The following is a 15,119-nucleotide window of genomic DNA, read 5'->3' on the forward strand; positions in this document are numbered from 1 at the left end:
AATCTTATGATAAGTAAGACCAATGAATTAGAGCGCTGCCTTATACCCCGGGGAAAGTCAGTCGATGTTAAATCTTTTAAAATATTATTTTTCCGCTCTAATCATATTCTTCTTGGGCTTACCATTCTATCAGTTCTATTATATTTAGTTTTATTCGACCAAGAATTCTACTCTTTTTTATATGACTCCATAAACTATAAAGAGCAGCTTTATTCTCAATTTCTTGAGCATAAAAAAAATATGATATCTTTATATGGTGAAGGTAGCTTTAACACGACTTTCCAGCAATTCCTTAATGAAATGAAAGATACATATATTAATGACTTAATTACCTTGTTAATAATGTCCTTCGTCATTATCTTGCCTTGGCTTCTCTACCTTTTCTGGCCACAACAATGCCCTGTCAGAGTTGATAAAGAGCGCAACCTTATTTATACATGGAGTTGGGGCAAGCTCTATGCTGCTCGCTTTGATGATCTCAATCCTAAGAAACAAGAAACTGCTCACTTTCTCGAAGTCAGAGGTGGCTGGGGACCATTAGTTATTTCACTCTATCCTGCTGGTTTGAACAAAGCCAAACGAGTATCAATCGGTTCCTACATTCCTAAATTTAATTACCAGAACCATCAACTCTTGGGCTTTATCAAAAACTATCTCAATGGCTTTACTACTATGCCCAGTGATTTTAAACCCGAAAGAGGGTTCCTTGAGAAAACATTGGTCAAAGACAGAAGCTTTCCTCAAGAGCAGAAACTTAATAAAGCTATTGATGAATGGTTAGAGCATAAGACCTAATATTATTTATTAATTTGATTATTTAGCATGAAAAACTATAACCACAATTTATTAACTGACTTAGAATTAAAATATGTTAGGCGTGTCTCTCGTTTTCAGATGTGTTTTATCCCAACTGTATTTTGGTGTGGAATATATTTGATCATGTTTTCTATATTTCCAGCCCTTTGGGTGTCAATAGGAATGTCTGTTAGTTTATTTATAATTGGCGCAGCAGTTTTAGGAGTTTGCTTCCTTTGGGGTAGGCCTCACCACTGTGTAATCTATCCAGAAGTTAAGATTTTTGATAGCTATTTTGACACTTATTCAACTGGACTAGGACGTTATAGAAACGTTTATATGACATATGGACATGAATTTATAAAGTGTCATGTAGGGTTTAAGCCAATTTTCTTCGGATTTATGAAAAATGGAAACCCCAATAAAGCACCAAGGCATAAGGAGAGCTTTGAAGCCCGATTTGCTGTTCTTGAGTATAGGACCGGAGACTTTATCAAGAAATTCCACATATTGCTTAACGTTGAAGACTTGTTCTGTATTAAGTGTTTCTATAGAAGCTATCCTTTGGTTAAGCTTTTGATCCCCAGCATAATCTGGGTTATTCAAATTGCATATTCCGGTTTAGTATTCATATTGCCATCAATAATAATTGCTGCCATCTCTTTATCACTCTTAGACGACTTCGACTTAGCTATTGGAATAAGCTCAATTATTGGAATAATAGTGACATTAGGTATAAGAGAGTTCCTGCCTGAGGCTTTTGATAGGCTCTTGATCCGTATACCGACTCCAATCGATAATAAAGTGAAATGCAGAAAAAATCACTTTCAATAATGTTTATTCACAACTTCTATTGTCCCTACAGACATACTCTCCCTTAATATAGTCATATCTATAATTTTCATGTAATTTTTCCTCTTTTCTTTTTTCTAATTCTTTACTGTATAAAGTGAACGCAAAATATAAATAGATACAACCTATAGCTATGGGAACAAAAATATTAATTCTAAGTTTAATATTCTTTATAGACTTTTCTATTTTCAGTTTTTCTAACTGCTCTTTATTCATATAGCAAAAAAGGCTGCCAAAGCAGCCTTTTCTCCGTACAACTCATTATTTATTTTCTGGGATCTTAGCGACTAATCGTAGAGACGTAGAAAGTTCTTCAAGCTGTAGCCATGGTTTTAGCCATGCTTTAGCGTGATAGGCACCTGGATTACCCGGTACTTCTTCAACTTCCACTTTCGCTTCTGCTAATGGATAACGGGCACGAGACTCTTGGCCCGCATCTTCATCAGCGTTGACATAGTTCAAGATCCAACGATTTAACCACGCTTCACAATCTTCTGGCTCCATGAATGAACCAATCTTATCTCGCGCCATTACTTTTAGATAATGGGCAAAACGTGATGTAGCCATGATATATGGGAGGCGTGAAGAAATTTCTGCGTTAGCATTCGCTTCTGGACGATCGTATTTCTTTGGTCTTTGGGTTGTATTCGAACCAAAGAATACTGCGTAGTCCGTATTCTTGTAGTGACATAGTGGCAAGAAGCCTAACTTACTTAGCTCTGCTTCGCGACGATCGGTGATACCTACTTCTGTCGGACATTGCATGTCTAAGTCGCCATCATCGCTTAAGAAGTTGTGCATCGGCAATGAGTCAACTTTACCACCACCCTCGGCGCCACGAATCGCGGTACACCAACCGTACTCCGTAAACGCTTGGGTTAATTTTGAACCCAGAACGTACGAAGCATTCATCCAGCAGTAATCGCTATTTTCTGCATTCTGCGCAATTTTTGTTTCAGGATCGACATTAAGCTCTTCATACGCAAACTCCTCAATTGGGCGAGTCGCTTCACCATAAGGTAAACGCGCTAAAACTCGTGGCGCGGTCAAAGTCACAAAGCGTGAATCTTCTGAGTCACGGAAACCACGCCAGCGGGCATACTCTAGTGAATCGAATACTTTTTCTAAGTCACGAGGTTTAGACAATTCAGTCCAATCGTTAAAACCAAACAGCTCAGGAGACGATGCCGAGATAAACGGTGCGAACGCTGCCGCTGATGCATTAGACACTAACTCTAAAGTCTCAATATCTTCAGGATGATTCGTGAACTCATAATCACCAATTAATGCGCCATAAGGTTCACCACCAGCAGTACCAAATTCATTTTCATAAATTTTCTTAAATAATTGGCTTTGATCAAATTCAACAGCCTTGCTTAAATCCTTGAATAATTCACGCTTACTAATATTCAATATTTTTAATTTCATTGATACCGAAGTATCAGTGTTCTGTACCAAATACTGTAATCCTCGCCATGAACCTTCCAGTTTTTGGAACTTTTCATGTCGCATAATTTGTGACAGTTGGGTCGACAGGGCTTCATCAATCACTTTTATTGCTTCGCGGAAAGTTACAGTCAGATTTTTATTCCATGTCACTGTACCCTTCATCGCTTCTTGCGTTAAGGTTCTCAGCAACTCTTCGGCACGGCTAGATTCAGTTTGTTTTGTTGCTGCAATGGCCTGACCTAAAAGCCCTTCCGCTTCTTCAACAGCAACTTCTTGATTTTCTTCTAGTTTAGTATCAGACATCATTACTCTCCTTTGTCACCGCCAGCGGCCTCAAGTGCCTTCGCCAGCTCATCCAAATCGTCAGTATTTTTGAGAACTTTCTCCATAATTCCTTCAAGCTCTTCAGAACGATCGATTTTAGTCATTAAGTCACGCAGCTGATTTCGTGTATCCATCAGTTTCTTTAGCGGTTCGACCTGCTCTACAATCGCTGCAGGCTCAAAATCATCCATCGAATTAAACTCAAGATTAACCGCCATTTCTGAGCCATCATTTTCAAGTGTATTGTCCACTTTCAAGTTCAAGCCTGGCGACATATTACGCATGACTTCATTGATGTTGTCTTTATCAATTTGAATAAATCGTCTATCTTTTAATGGCTTTAAAGGCTTTGTTGAGTCGCCCGTAAAGTCACCCATAACGCCAACAACAAAAGGTAATTCCTTTTCCAGTACGGCACCATCAGTCTCAACATCATAAGTAATATGAACCCGTGGTTTACGCACCCTTTTCAATCTATCGTGAATACTAGCCATTTCTTATTTCCTCCATAGCCTGTTTAATGAAATTCTATTCTTCCGCTTCCGTTGGAATCCCTGATAACTTAAAGTAGTTCTCTCGAGCATCGTTATCTGGGATCAGTTTTTGTAACAATTCTGGTAAAGGCAGTTGGCTCCACTGCACCGTTTGATTAATCATGTAAGATACTGGCGAATGCGGTTCTGTCTTTCTAAAAAACATCGCAATTTCTTCCAGCCTTTTCAGCGCCTGCTGTCTGTCGGCAACCGCTTTCTGACTATTTGATTGAGTTTCAGGAGTAGGATTCTCACCTTCAGCTTCTAGTGAAGCTTGCTCAATCTCGTCTTTTTGAGCCAACTTATCCTTAGCTAAATGATTTAATGCGTCGTGACATTCTTGTAAGGCATTTTTGATATTGGATGTCGGTTGAGGCAGCTCTTCCGTGACAGCGTCTAATACTTCCGTAAATTTCGCATAAGTTTCCTTCGCTGAGATGAGAGCCTGCTCAAGTGCTTGATAAAACCTTCCATTGGTCGCATTAACGGAACCAATCACTTGATCCAAGGTTGCGCCTCCAGACTCCAGTCGTTTTTGTCGCTTGTCTGGATCGGAAATTTGCTCTATTTGCAGCGATTGCTCGTACTGCCAAACCACATAGTTATTATCTTGAGCAGCGTTAGTCATTGGAATTGACTTGATCGGCATGATCAACGATCCCGCGCCATCGTAACCATTTAAACCACTAATGGGGGATACTCGCGTCATTACTCCATCTTCATCAGCCTCTGGGTATAAACCTTGCTCCCAGTATCGAGTTATTAGCTCTGACGCTAACTCATAACCTTTATTCAACCCCTCGATACCTTGCAAGCGCGTTAATGCTTCGATTAACCATGCCGTAACTTCCAGATCTTTTGTTTTGGTTTTTAACGCTTCTGTCGCTAACTCGGCCAGCTGCTCCCAGCCATCTGCGATATCATCAAAGTTATCGGGGTCAATCAGCGCTTGCCTTTCTTCTTTACGAGCGCTATTGCGGTAATCCCTTAGCTTGTAGTAAATCGATTCCACGCTAGCATCTAAGCGTAAATCTTCACCACAAGGATGCTCTTCAGATATGGGCTGTATTAACTCTTCGACTTCAAACATTTTAAACTCCTACACCATATCGCTTGTTTTTAAGGATTGTGCTGGGATGGTGTAATCATCTTTTTCATCATCCATATCCACTTTGACCGATATTGCAGTAATATTGTCTTTCGCCCCTCGAATAAGCGCGGAATGTATCAACGCCTTATTAATATCGACCACGTTCTCTGTAGTGAAGAATTGCTGTATCTCACCGTCAGTTAACTCTTTATTTAAACCGTCACTACATAACAGAAAGATATCTCCAGAATTGAGGTCTCCATCCAGTCGATCAATATTCAAGTCTTGAGCGGCACCGATGGCTCGTGTAATCACATTAGCCAAAGGGTGTGCCTCCGCTTCATCTTGTGGCAATGCTCCTGAATCAACCAGTTCATTGACATGACTGTGATCTCTGGTTACCTGATCAAGCTTTCCTGAGTTATACAAATACGCTCGACTATCACCCGCCCATAAAATGGTGTATTTATTGTCAAAACACACGAGGACAACGACTGTCGAGCCGACCATGGACTTTTTGCCAAAACGTGAGAATGCCATCTGACGCAGTTTCTGGTTGGTGATACTGAGAGTATCAACAATTTTCTGGATAAAGGCTTCGTTCGAACCTGTTCTTTCTAGTACTGACAGCGCATCAACAACCATTGTGCTTGCGATATCACCCGCGCTATGTCCACCCATACCATCAGCGACAACCCAAAGCCCCAACTCAGGTCGTTCAATATAATTATCTTCATTCACTTCTCGCACTGTCCCCACGTGCGAAGTACCACTTGATATCCATGAGTAATCACTTTGCTGCAAAAGATTCTTCCTCTTCTTTGTTTGTATTATCGTGCCAGCCCCAGTGCGCCCAATCTCCATCGAGCATCGCACTGAATCCTTCAGCAGGCGGCAAACCGCAACAGTATATTAATGATGGCTTGACTGACTTTGATCCTTCTGTCCACCAAATACCTTTACAATGTCTCTCTTCATCACCTTCAAACCAGTAACTCGAAAAACTTTCTCGTTGTTGCCAAAGGTAATTCATAACATCCTTCTCTATGACTCTTTCACTAGCATCTAACCGGTTCAATATTTCAGATACCGGAGGCCTTTCTTCAAACAGTGGAAAACCAGCTTGATTCAAAGCGTCAAAAAAACTTGAGCTTTCACCAGCACCATCAAGTGTGCTTACTGCAAGCTCTTCAAGCTCTTCAAAGCTCTTGCAATGAAGGTCTTCACCACTGAGTTTTCCTTCCTTGAATACTTCAAGCATAAATAATGGATAGTAGCGCCCAACTTTATCGATACTCGGCATCATAAAGCCTACAATATCGGTATCCATTGCTTCATGCTTAATAATGAATCGCCAAATTGGGCTGGTCAGATAATGTTTTAACCAACTCTCTCCAATTTGCTTCTGACTAATATTGATTGCACTCTGTAGCCAGCTATCAAAGTATTCCTGCACTGAATACTCCAAGTTTCTTGAGACAAAATCACCCTTCGCCCGGATCTTACCGAAACAAGCGATCTTCCCTGTCGTCTGCTGCTCTACAAGTTGCTCGGACAACGGAATCCCTCCAACACCGATTTATAAAACGGGTTTTTCACACTGTTGGCCTGCAATTCCAAGATGGCGCTGTAGTCACCTTCTTTAAACTCAACAAAAAATTTGTCGTAAGAAACTGACTCACGAACATCACCCTTATCAAGCAATCGGAACAAACTCCAGAAACCCTTGCCTTGAATGACTTCATTTTTAAAGCCACTTGCTGGCGTAAAAGTCACCGTCGCTAACCCACTGCTATCAGGACCCGGCCAGCGCATCGAATACTGTCGAGCCGGCCCATGACGATAGGACAGAACCTGCCCTTCCATTTCTAGGAAAAACTGCTTCACATTAACGCTTAAACTGGTTGGCTTTAGGGAGAACTTGATATTTGGTTGCTCGCTTCCTTTTGCAAAGAAAGTTTCTCGGATTTTCTTAGCTCGCTCAAACTGACGAAGAGAGTTTCGACTAATTCCAATATCGCGGTGCAGCTTCCAAGGACTGGTCGAAGTATCGACAAACACTTTTAGATGTTGATTGAAGAAGCTATCCATTTTCCCGTAATAGCCGAAAAAGCGACTAAAGTCATCTAATGTAATCTCTTGGGCACTTGACTTATCGACGGGGTAGCGGCCTTCAATAGCGCGACGACATTCCGGCAATAACTCACTGCGCCATGTGTTATTAAGATAACTATAAGTGCCACTCGTGGTTAACGTTTTGCCGCTTTCTTCAATTTTTGTTAACCACTTATTCATCGGCTTCGGCGTTGATCGCGACTGCATTCCGATGTTGTTGATGACGGTCGCAGCTTCAGGGCTACTGGTAGCTTTATACGTTTTTTCTGCTTTGTTATTGGCATTGCTGATCGATTCTAAAAAGGATTTAAGATCTTTCATGGAATCTAGCGTCGTATCCAGTCTTGCTGGCTCATCACTGTCTTTTCCAACGAAATCCACAATATCAACAAAAGCCCGATCCACTACTTTCTCAGGGTTTTCCTCTTGAGAATAAGCATCCATGTTTTTTGGCATCATTCTATTCATTCTAGCGACACGATTACCGACTTTCGTTTGGCGCAATCCTTCTGGCGTATTATTAGCCATTTTAGCCATATCGTTAACGCCACCACCTTCTTCTTTCGATAACATGACATTATCTCTCACTGCACTAAAAATTCTTTTAATGGGTGAGTTCACGCCCGTTAAATCTTCTAGCATCAAAGCACCTTGCGCCGGTGTCGAAAACTCTTGGATTTCGATATCATTGATCAGGTTACGCCATTTATAGATATAATCCTGAAAGTACTTGTTTTGTACCTCTAGTCTTAGTTTCGTGATTTGCCTATTATCCAAAGTCTCGATCTGCTGGTCTGGTAATACCCACGACTCTTCCGCTAACAACTTCGTAATTTTCTCGCTTTCCGATTTAAATACCCCATGATAACCAGCATAGGTAAAGAGCCCCGGAATACCTTCCTCTAAACTCTTGCCACTTTTGCGATAAAAGTATTGCTGCATATTAAGAGGAATATTATTACTCAGCTGGAAACTCGGCATCGCATCGCGGTACTCTTCTTTTAAACGCGCATAAGCTCGATCAACTAAAGACACATCATTTAATTTTCCTTGCGCATAGTTGACCAATTTAATGTCGCGCTTCGGAAATGGAATCTTCAATTCTAGATAGGATGATAAGTGCTGTTGCATATCCTCTCGAAATTGATTGTTTAGTTCACCGCCATGCTCTCGTTTTAGAAACAGCCCAAAAAAGTTTTTAATATCCTGATGGCTCATATGTTCTGTTTCATAGAACATCAAATACAGACGTAACATCTCATAAAGGTAATCTGTATTGTCTTCAGCATTCGCTAACTCGCCCTCAATACTGCTTTGTAAATAAGGCCCGAAAAAATTCTTTAATGCCTTTTGATAGGCTTCTCGTGCCTGACTGCCGAACTTGCTGCCTTGGTATAAGCCAAAACGCATACTCACGGGCGCTTCTTTTTCAGGAGCATAGCCTTCTGGGAATTGTCGCAATACGTTTAAACCATCATTCAACTCAAGAATATTTGAATCAGTTTCTAAGCCTCCCTCAGTCACCGTATCGTACTGCTCGACTAATTGATCAGTGTGCTCAATTAAGTTTTGATTGTTATAGTAACTATTTATCCATAAATAACTGGCGAGAACAGACACTAAAACACAAGCCGCGTAACCGATATAACGAAACAGCTGCTGCCGACGTTCATACCTTATATTGGTCCCAACTAACTCAGACTCTCTAAATATCAAATCGGTAAAGACTTTCTTTATAAAATAGCCTTTACCTGTATTGTCACCATTTTTATGAGCTTTTAATTTAAACCCAAAGTTCTTTGATAAATTACTCGAAATACGATCGATCGGCGATCCTTCTTGAGTCGCACTCACTAAATATATACCGCGCAAGACAAAAGGTTCTTCATACCGGTTTTGCAAAAATACTTCTTTTAGAAAATCATCGATGCCCTTTTGCGCCATCCGTAACTGTCTAGGGAAATTAAAAATCGCTGCTTTTCGTTCAGCATCTCGCTCCTGCTGTAACCGTTTTAAGACCCGAGCCTCAACATCCTTGATTAATTCAACAAAGTAACGGTTGAAGTTTCCGATCGCTCCTTTTTCATGATCGTTATTATCAATGTCAAACGTAAAACCAAAAACTTGCTCACGCTCTTCTTTATTTAAGTCATCAAATGTTTCTTCAAATCCAGCCAATAGATCCGCTTTGGTCAGCATCACATAAACCGGAACATTGACACCTAAGTGGACTTTCAGTTCTTGTATTCGTTGTCGAATTGCTTGTGCATGATCATTTCGCTCCGTCTGTGTTTGACCCGCAATTTCAGCCAAACTAATCGCCAAGATAGCGCCGTTTACCGGACGCATCGGGCGAGTATCTTTCAACAGATTTAAAAAACCATGCCACGCTCGACTGTCTACTTCCTCATAACTATCTTGTGTTGTATAACGGCCCGCTGTATCCAACAGTACCGCATCGTTGGTAAACCACCAGTCACAATTTCGTGTTCCACCAACACCTTTCACGGGTTCTCCACCCATGGAGTCTTTTAGCGGCAATCGGACGCCTGAATTCATGATCGTTGTGGTTTTCCCAACACCCGGTGGCCCTATCATCACAAACCATGGCAGCTGATAAATATTTTTGCCGTTTAACTTATTCTTTTCTAAGACCGATAGCGCCTGCTTCATTCGATCTTGTAAGACATCGACTTCCTCTTTTGAGAGCTTTTCATGTTCATCGTCTTCCAGCGGCTGCTCGACCATGCTCTCGACCAATTTCTTATTGTTTTTATTGGCTTTCGACTTTTGGAAAAAATTGTACAACGCCCATATCATTGCCATTACAAATAAAGTAGCTAATCGCGCAACGTCACTCTCCAATGGCTTAACGTCAGCAATTGAAATTAATGGACCGCCAAACCAAATTAGGGCTACCACTGCTGCGATTACCAATACTGCAACGACCCATTTATTGGTAAAAAATGCTTTTAGTGCTTTCAAAATCTTTCTCATGACATCCGTTTCCTTTACTCGCCTACTGTCTGCGCAGTATTCGCTTCAATTTGCTGGTAATGATTGCGTTGTTCCATAGATACCATGATTTCTACACGGCGATTCTTCGCGCGGTTACTTTCCGAATCATTGGGAAACATCGGCTCGGCATCGCCTCGTCCTTCTGCCGTTATTCGTGTAGCCAGACGATCATTACCACTTAAATACCGTACCACTGAGTTTGCTCTAGCTAATGACAACTCCCAGTTTGAGTGATAGCGTGCGGTAAAGATCTTTTGGTCATCACTGTGCCCAATCACTTCAATGCTCCCTGGTACAGTGGTCAATACTTGCCCGACTTTTTCCAGCAACGGCATATACGACTCGTTTAAGCTGGCGCTAGCAGAATCAAACATCTGACCGTTTAAAATGACGATGCTGACACGGTCAACCTTTTCCACAACTATCAATTTATTTAACTCAATTTCAGTCGACAATAACTGCCGTAATTGCTTGGCATAATCGACATACATCTGACTGTTTTCGGATTCAATCTGAGTTTCAGGTATTAACGTCGCAAATCTTTTATACACAGGGTCCGCTTGTTCACTCAGTTGGTAACTGAGCGTCATATACAACCCAAGCAAAACAGCAGACAGTACTAACCCCACCATCCATACGGGTATGTTTTTACTGCTATTGATAATCTCAGGTACGTTCGATCGCCAACGCGGGGACATCTCTCGATTTAACTCACCCTTTAGTCTTGCTAATTCTCGATATAATCGATCTTTGTATTCGTCCAACTGCTTATAACCGTTCGGATCGACCCTAAATTTTCCCTCAAAGCCTAACTGCAAACACACATACATAAACTCCAGTAAGTTTTTATGCTTTGCCGGGTTTGCCAGTCGCGACTCTAATATTGCGAAAAACTGTTCACCACCCCAGGTTTGCTTGTAAAAAATGCTGAGCAAGCTTTTCGTGCTCCACATACTGTTGGTTCCCCAAGGCGTATTGAGCACCGTCTCATCAATGACCGTACATAAACAATATCGAGCGTCGGCGATATCATCCATATCTACATCCGCTTTGCGCAGTTGGTTTTCAAAATCCCGCATATGGTTAAGGCATTGCTTATGTAGCAAGTCCACATTATTCACCACTGGCGTGTTGCGAAGTTCGACCGCTAAAGCAATTAAGGTAGTCGCCGCGTCCAGGATTGCATTGGTACCAATACCGGACACCGAGAAGGTTGCCCCTAAACTTGTCTTATTTAACTCAGGTACGATGGTTTCATCTTCAGCGGTAGGCTTGGTCACCGCTCTTTGTATACCACCAGGTCTGGGTATAACGATTGTCTTATCTGAGTCATCAAATGTTTGTGTCATGCTATATCCTTATTCCTATTTCCTTACTGCCCAGAACTCTAATTCCAATTCTGGAAACTCTCCTGACACATGAAAGGCAATACCACCAGACGCGCCCAAGTGTTGCCAATGTGGACTGCTTCCATCCAGTTGAAAGTAAACATACTCACGCTTAATCGGAATCTCGCGCGGCGCTACTGGCAAACTGGTTAAACTGATTCCCGGTAATTGGTTATTGACCAAACTTCGTATGTTCTCAACCGTTCCGATTTTGGTTTGTTTAGGGAACTGGTTACGCAAATCATCTATTGGCAGGTCTGCTTTTACTGCTAATACAAATACTGCCTGCTCAAATAATTTTTTATCGTGGACCGTCGCGACTTTGATCCCATAACGCCGTTCTTCTATCGTAATGGGGCTTGCAGCCTCTTCTATCACTGCGCTGAGGTAGTCCTTAAGCACACTATCAATAATCTTATAACTTTGGCTCAGGTCATCGTGCCGGTACATGACGGTGCTATTTCCACGACGACTCGCCGCGTAATAAGTCGCTAACTCACCCTCAAACTGAACCAATAAACGGTACATTATTTCGGGATGCACCAATGGCAATGACAAATAATGCTTAAACAAGCCTTCATATCGATTAAATAGTTGCAGTAACAAGAAGTTTTGAATGGTGTTAGACCCTCCCTGACTCACATTTACCACACGCTCGGATAGCGTCGTTGCCCTCACCGATAATGTTGAAATTAATTGTTTTACAGCCGATAACAGATGGTTGTTCGCTTTGATATCCAACAAAGGAGGAATAAAAGTTTCGTCTAAGATCAAAGAACCGTTGCTAGTGCTTTCTTTAATCTTGGCGATAGGTAACCGAACGTTGCCGTCATCTTTAGTTTGCTCACCTTCTAGAACCAGTTTCACATTAAGGCTTGCTAGCTCCAGCGATTCTGCGGATCGATCACCTTCGTTGTAATCCATCAACTCAATATCAAAGCGGTTGTAGCGAAAACTCTCCTGACTATCCAACCGCTTATTGACCAAGGCTTTATTGTTTTGAAGGCTCGGTACTGCCAAAAATACACGCTTCCCTGCGAGTTGTTTTTCCTCACTCAAATCCAACACCGCCGGCACCGGATCATTTTGCGGTAAATTAAAAACTGTACCGTCTGCAAAAATACCTCTTGCTTCTGACAATGAGACTTGTCCCATGAGCAAAGCATCGGGCTCAATCACTAAACGACGAAACCCCCATTGAAACGGATTAGTCACAGCGACACGTTGGTTCAGTGTGTTTTCAAAGAATCGTTCTTGCTGCTGAAAATGGTGTGGTGATAAAAATATCCCTTCAGCCCATACTACCCTGTTATCCATCAATCACCTTTATAGTTCTTCCGCTGCAACATCGATAGTGACACCCTTTAATGTGAAGACCACCTTGTGTTCCTCACCCGGTATCACCTTGGCGACTGCTCGCCATTTTGCAATTTCTATATCTCGAAAAGCAGCTACAATACCGATATAGTTGGTTTGTGGATCGGTCACTAATCCTTGGTGAATCTCATGTCCCGGGTTCAACTGATATTCTTTCTGCGTCACAATGGCTTTAGCCAAGTCTTTATCAGTCGCATCATAAATCGAGAAAAAGTCCTTTGTTTCAAAAGCCAATTTATCATTCAGTTGATACACTTTGATGACTAACGGTGACGCTCTGCCCGATGGGTCAGGATTAACCTGCTTGTCGACCATAATATCCAACTGTACATCTGCACCATCATCACCACCAAAGAACGAGCAACTTGCAATCATAAGCGATGCTCCGATGATCCAAATACTTCTTAATAGTTGTTTCATTGTTTCCTCTATTACTATTTTTTTCATAAATTAATTGGCGCCTAACTTCTTCAACTGGGCCTCATAAGCCGCAGCAAAATCTTCTGAAAACGTTTTATCCGAGCCTTGTCCCACTTCTTCTTGTACTTCCTTATGCAATGCCGCAAAGACATCCCATAACTTTGCTTTTTTGGTTGCTGGTAAAACTTTATGCAACGCCGATTCGCTTTGATTCGCTCGTGTGATTTCACTTGGATCCAAGGTATCCAGCACCCCTTGTAATGCACCCTGTGTGCCCGCCATGAGTGCTAACTCGTGGGTACTCATGTCTTTAAAGCAACTTTCTATCGCTTGGAACCAAGGCAAAAACCCAGGTACTTGACGTAAAAAGAGGTTTCGCATGGCCTCATCAACGTTGATGGAGAATTTCAAAGGGTTGTTTTCTTGGGTTCTGATGGTCGTCTGCATGACGCGGAATTCACTCTTCATGTCTGAGCGAGCGCGCAATATGTCGAGCATTCCCTGTAACGAGAAACGCAAAGCCCCGCCCATGGCTTCGAACAATGCGGGGGATATTTCCCGCGGCAAATCATCTTCCCGTAACCCTGCTGCATTTAAAAACGCCGTCAGATACGCTTTGGCCTGCTCACTACCGATACTGTCAAAACTGGCTGCAGCATTTGGCGGCGGATGCTGTGGCGTTTGCTGTGAATGTGATCTTGCCCCATAGGCATCAGGCTGTTGTTGTGTTGCAACCACTGACTCTGCGGATGCTCCCTGAGTTGCCGATTGAACTGGGGCGGTCGGCGCCGCTACTCTGGTTTGTTCAGGCGAACTCGCTTCTGTCACTGCCTGCTTTGTTGTGTCAGCAGTATTGTGCTGTTGCACCGCTGAAGGCACTGATTGCTGATCCTCCATCGGCGTATTGAGTTCAGAGTTTGCTCCCGCTTGCGCATCCCAGTCTTCCGGAATTTGTGCCATCGGTGGGGTAAAATTTTCTGCATAAGGATCCTGACTTAATGTCTCAGCATGGCTTGGCTGCGCTTGCTGCGAGTCTACCGTTGTCTGAGCAGCAAAGTCGGGAGCTGCCGCAGCCGGGCGTACCGGCGGTGGTGTATGCAAGTGTTGTGCTTGCCGCGATGGTTGGAGGTCTATCTCGTTGCTTTTTGCTTCAACTACCACTTCGATTTCATAGTCACCAAGCTGCAAATAGTCACCATCCGATAATTCCTGGCTATTTCCCTTACCCAAAGGTTGTACGGCACGATTTACGAATAAACCGTTTGTCGAATTATCGGTAATGTAAAACTGACCTGCTTGATGACTTACATAAGCATGGACACTGGAGATCACTTTATCTGGATCTGGCAATAACCAATCCGATTTAGCCGAACGCCCAATGCTGGCGCCTTGTTCAGTAAATGTTTGCTCAACCACCTGGCCCGGTGTTAAACGATGATAGCTAGTGACCTTTAACTTCAGAATGCTCATCCAGAATATCCCTAATATCTATAAAATATCTTGTATATTTATTGTCCGTTATGGATAAATTTTTATCTAATTAGTCCACATTTTTTAAATTTATTTTAAAACTCGCCCGTTACACTGGCTATAATGCCCGCAAAAAAGCCCCTTGAGATGATTTATTTAAGGCACTTTATGGCTAAAATCCATTTCAAGGCACAGATAATAATATTATGCAAATAATAATCAAGAGCCTATTTCAAATATTGTGAACATATATTCAAGATAAACAAGTAATTGATGATTTTTTTTACT

At 42.1% G+C, this 15,119-nt stretch carries 12 protein-coding genes; 2 read left to right on the forward strand and 10 right to left on the reverse strand.

All coding sequences use genetic code 11. The annotated features are described in order from the left end of the window. The first annotated feature begins 6 nt into the window (after positions 1-6). Both ABD943_RS05715 and ABD943_RS05720 read left to right on the forward strand, forming a co-directional pair. Positions 7-795 (forward strand): hypothetical protein, encoded by a 789-nt coding sequence (locus ABD943_RS05715; RefSeq protein WP_345292218.1) that lies wholly within the window; start codon positions 7-9, stop codon positions 793-795. Positions 796-978: 183 nt separating this feature from the next. Further along, entirely contained in the window at positions 979-1,629 is a 651-nt protein-coding gene (locus tag ABD943_RS05720; RefSeq protein WP_345292219.1) for a hypothetical protein, read from the forward strand. A 279-nt stretch (positions 1,630-1,908) separates the two neighbouring features. On the opposite strand, the gene tssC is transcribed toward ABD943_RS05720, so the two are convergent. From tssC to tagH, 10 genes are read right to left on the reverse strand one after another with little or no spacing between them, the layout of a single operon-like run. Further along, the gene (gene tssC / locus ABD943_RS05725) at positions 1,909-3,399 is read right to left on the reverse strand and encodes a type VI secretion system contractile sheath large subunit (protein ID WP_345292691.1); all 1,491 of its coding nucleotides are present in this window, start codon (positions 3,397-3,399) and stop codon (positions 1,909-1,911) included. Positions 3,400-3,401: 2 nt separating this feature from the next. Further along, positions 3,402-3,914, reverse strand: coding sequence for a type VI secretion system contractile sheath small subunit (gene tssB / locus ABD943_RS05730; RefSeq protein ID WP_345292220.1), 513 nt, complete (start codon positions 3,912-3,914; stop codon positions 3,402-3,404). Between the two features lie 34 nt (positions 3,915-3,948). Further along, positions 3,949-5,043, reverse strand: a complete 1,095-nt coding sequence (tssA, locus tag ABD943_RS05735) for a type VI secretion system protein TssA (RefSeq protein WP_345292221.1) — start codon at positions 5,041-5,043, stop codon at positions 3,949-3,951. Positions 5,044-5,052: 9 nt separating this feature from the next. Next, positions 5,053-5,847: a PP2C family protein-serine/threonine phosphatase gene (locus ABD943_RS05740; RefSeq protein ID WP_345292222.1), complete on the reverse strand. Its 795-nt coding sequence runs from the start codon at positions 5,845-5,847 to the stop codon at positions 5,053-5,055. Further along, positions 5,834-6,601 (reverse strand): type VI secretion system-associated protein TagF, encoded by a 768-nt coding sequence (gene tagF, locus ABD943_RS05745; protein ID WP_345292223.1) that lies wholly within the window; start codon positions 6,599-6,601, stop codon positions 5,834-5,836. Before tagF ends, ABD943_RS05740 begins: the two co-directional genes overlap by 14 nt. Further along, positions 6,583-10,155: a type VI secretion system membrane subunit TssM gene (gene tssM, locus ABD943_RS05750; RefSeq protein ID WP_345292224.1), complete on the reverse strand. Its 3,573-nt coding sequence runs from the start codon at positions 10,153-10,155 to the stop codon at positions 6,583-6,585. Before tssM ends, tagF begins: the two co-directional genes overlap by 19 nt. 14 nt (positions 10,156-10,169) lie before the next feature. Beyond that, positions 10,170-11,525, reverse strand: a complete 1,356-nt coding sequence (gene icmH / locus ABD943_RS05755) for a type IVB secretion system protein IcmH/DotU (protein ID WP_345292225.1) — start codon at positions 11,523-11,525, stop codon at positions 10,170-10,172. A gap of 15 nt (positions 11,526-11,540) precedes the next feature. After that, positions 11,541-12,881, reverse strand: a complete 1,341-nt coding sequence (gene tssK / locus ABD943_RS05760; protein ID WP_345292226.1) for a type VI secretion system baseplate subunit TssK — start codon at positions 12,879-12,881, stop codon at positions 11,541-11,543. Between the two features lie 9 nt (positions 12,882-12,890). Further along, a complete protein-coding gene (tssJ, locus tag ABD943_RS05765) occupies positions 12,891-13,361 on the reverse strand; it encodes a type VI secretion system lipoprotein TssJ (protein WP_345292227.1) in 471 nt (156 codons plus the stop codon). Between the two features lie 30 nt (positions 13,362-13,391). Then, positions 13,392-14,831 carry a type VI secretion system-associated FHA domain protein TagH gene (gene tagH, locus ABD943_RS05770; RefSeq protein WP_345292228.1) on the reverse strand — a complete coding sequence of 480 codons (1,440 nt, stop codon included), beginning with the start codon at positions 14,829-14,831 and terminating at the stop codon, positions 13,392-13,394. Between the last annotated feature and the right edge of the window lie 288 nt (positions 14,832-15,119).

Source organism: Kangiella marina (genome assembly GCF_039541235.1).
GTDB classification, from domain to species: Bacteria; Pseudomonadota; Gammaproteobacteria; order Enterobacterales; family Kangiellaceae; genus Kangiella; species Kangiella marina.

Coding starts and splice junctions, on each gene's coding strand:
- ABD943_RS05715 (WP_345292218.1), top strand. CDS start 7: ATGATAAGTAAGACCAATGAATTAGAGCGCTGCCTTATACCCCGGGGA.
- ABD943_RS05720 (WP_345292219.1), top strand. CDS start 979: ATGTCTGTTAGTTTATTTATAATTGGCGCAGCAGTTTTAGGAGTTTGC.
- tssC (WP_345292691.1), bottom strand. CDS start 3,399: ATGTCTGATACTAAACTAGAAGAAAATCAAGAAGTTGCTGTTGAAGAA.
- tssB (WP_345292220.1), bottom strand. CDS start 3,914: ATGGCTAGTATTCACGATAGATTGAAAAGGGTGCGTAAACCACGGGTT.
- tssA (WP_345292221.1), bottom strand. CDS start 5,043: ATGTTTGAAGTCGAAGAGTTAATACAGCCCATATCTGAAGAGCATCCT.
- tssM (WP_345292224.1), bottom strand. CDS start 10,155: ATGAGAAAGATTTTGAAAGCACTAAAAGCATTTTTTACCAATAAATGG.
- icmH (WP_345292225.1), bottom strand. CDS start 11,525: ATGACACAAACATTTGATGACTCAGATAAGACAATCGTTATACCCAGA.
- tssK (WP_345292226.1), bottom strand. CDS start 12,881: ATGGATAACAGGGTAGTATGGGCTGAAGGGATATTTTTATCACCACAC.
- tssJ (WP_345292227.1), bottom strand. CDS start 13,361: ATGAAACAACTATTAAGAAGTATTTGGATCATCGGAGCATCGCTTATG.
- tagH (WP_345292228.1), bottom strand. CDS start 14,831: ATGAGCATTCTGAAGTTAAAGGTCACTAGCTATCATCGTTTAACACCG.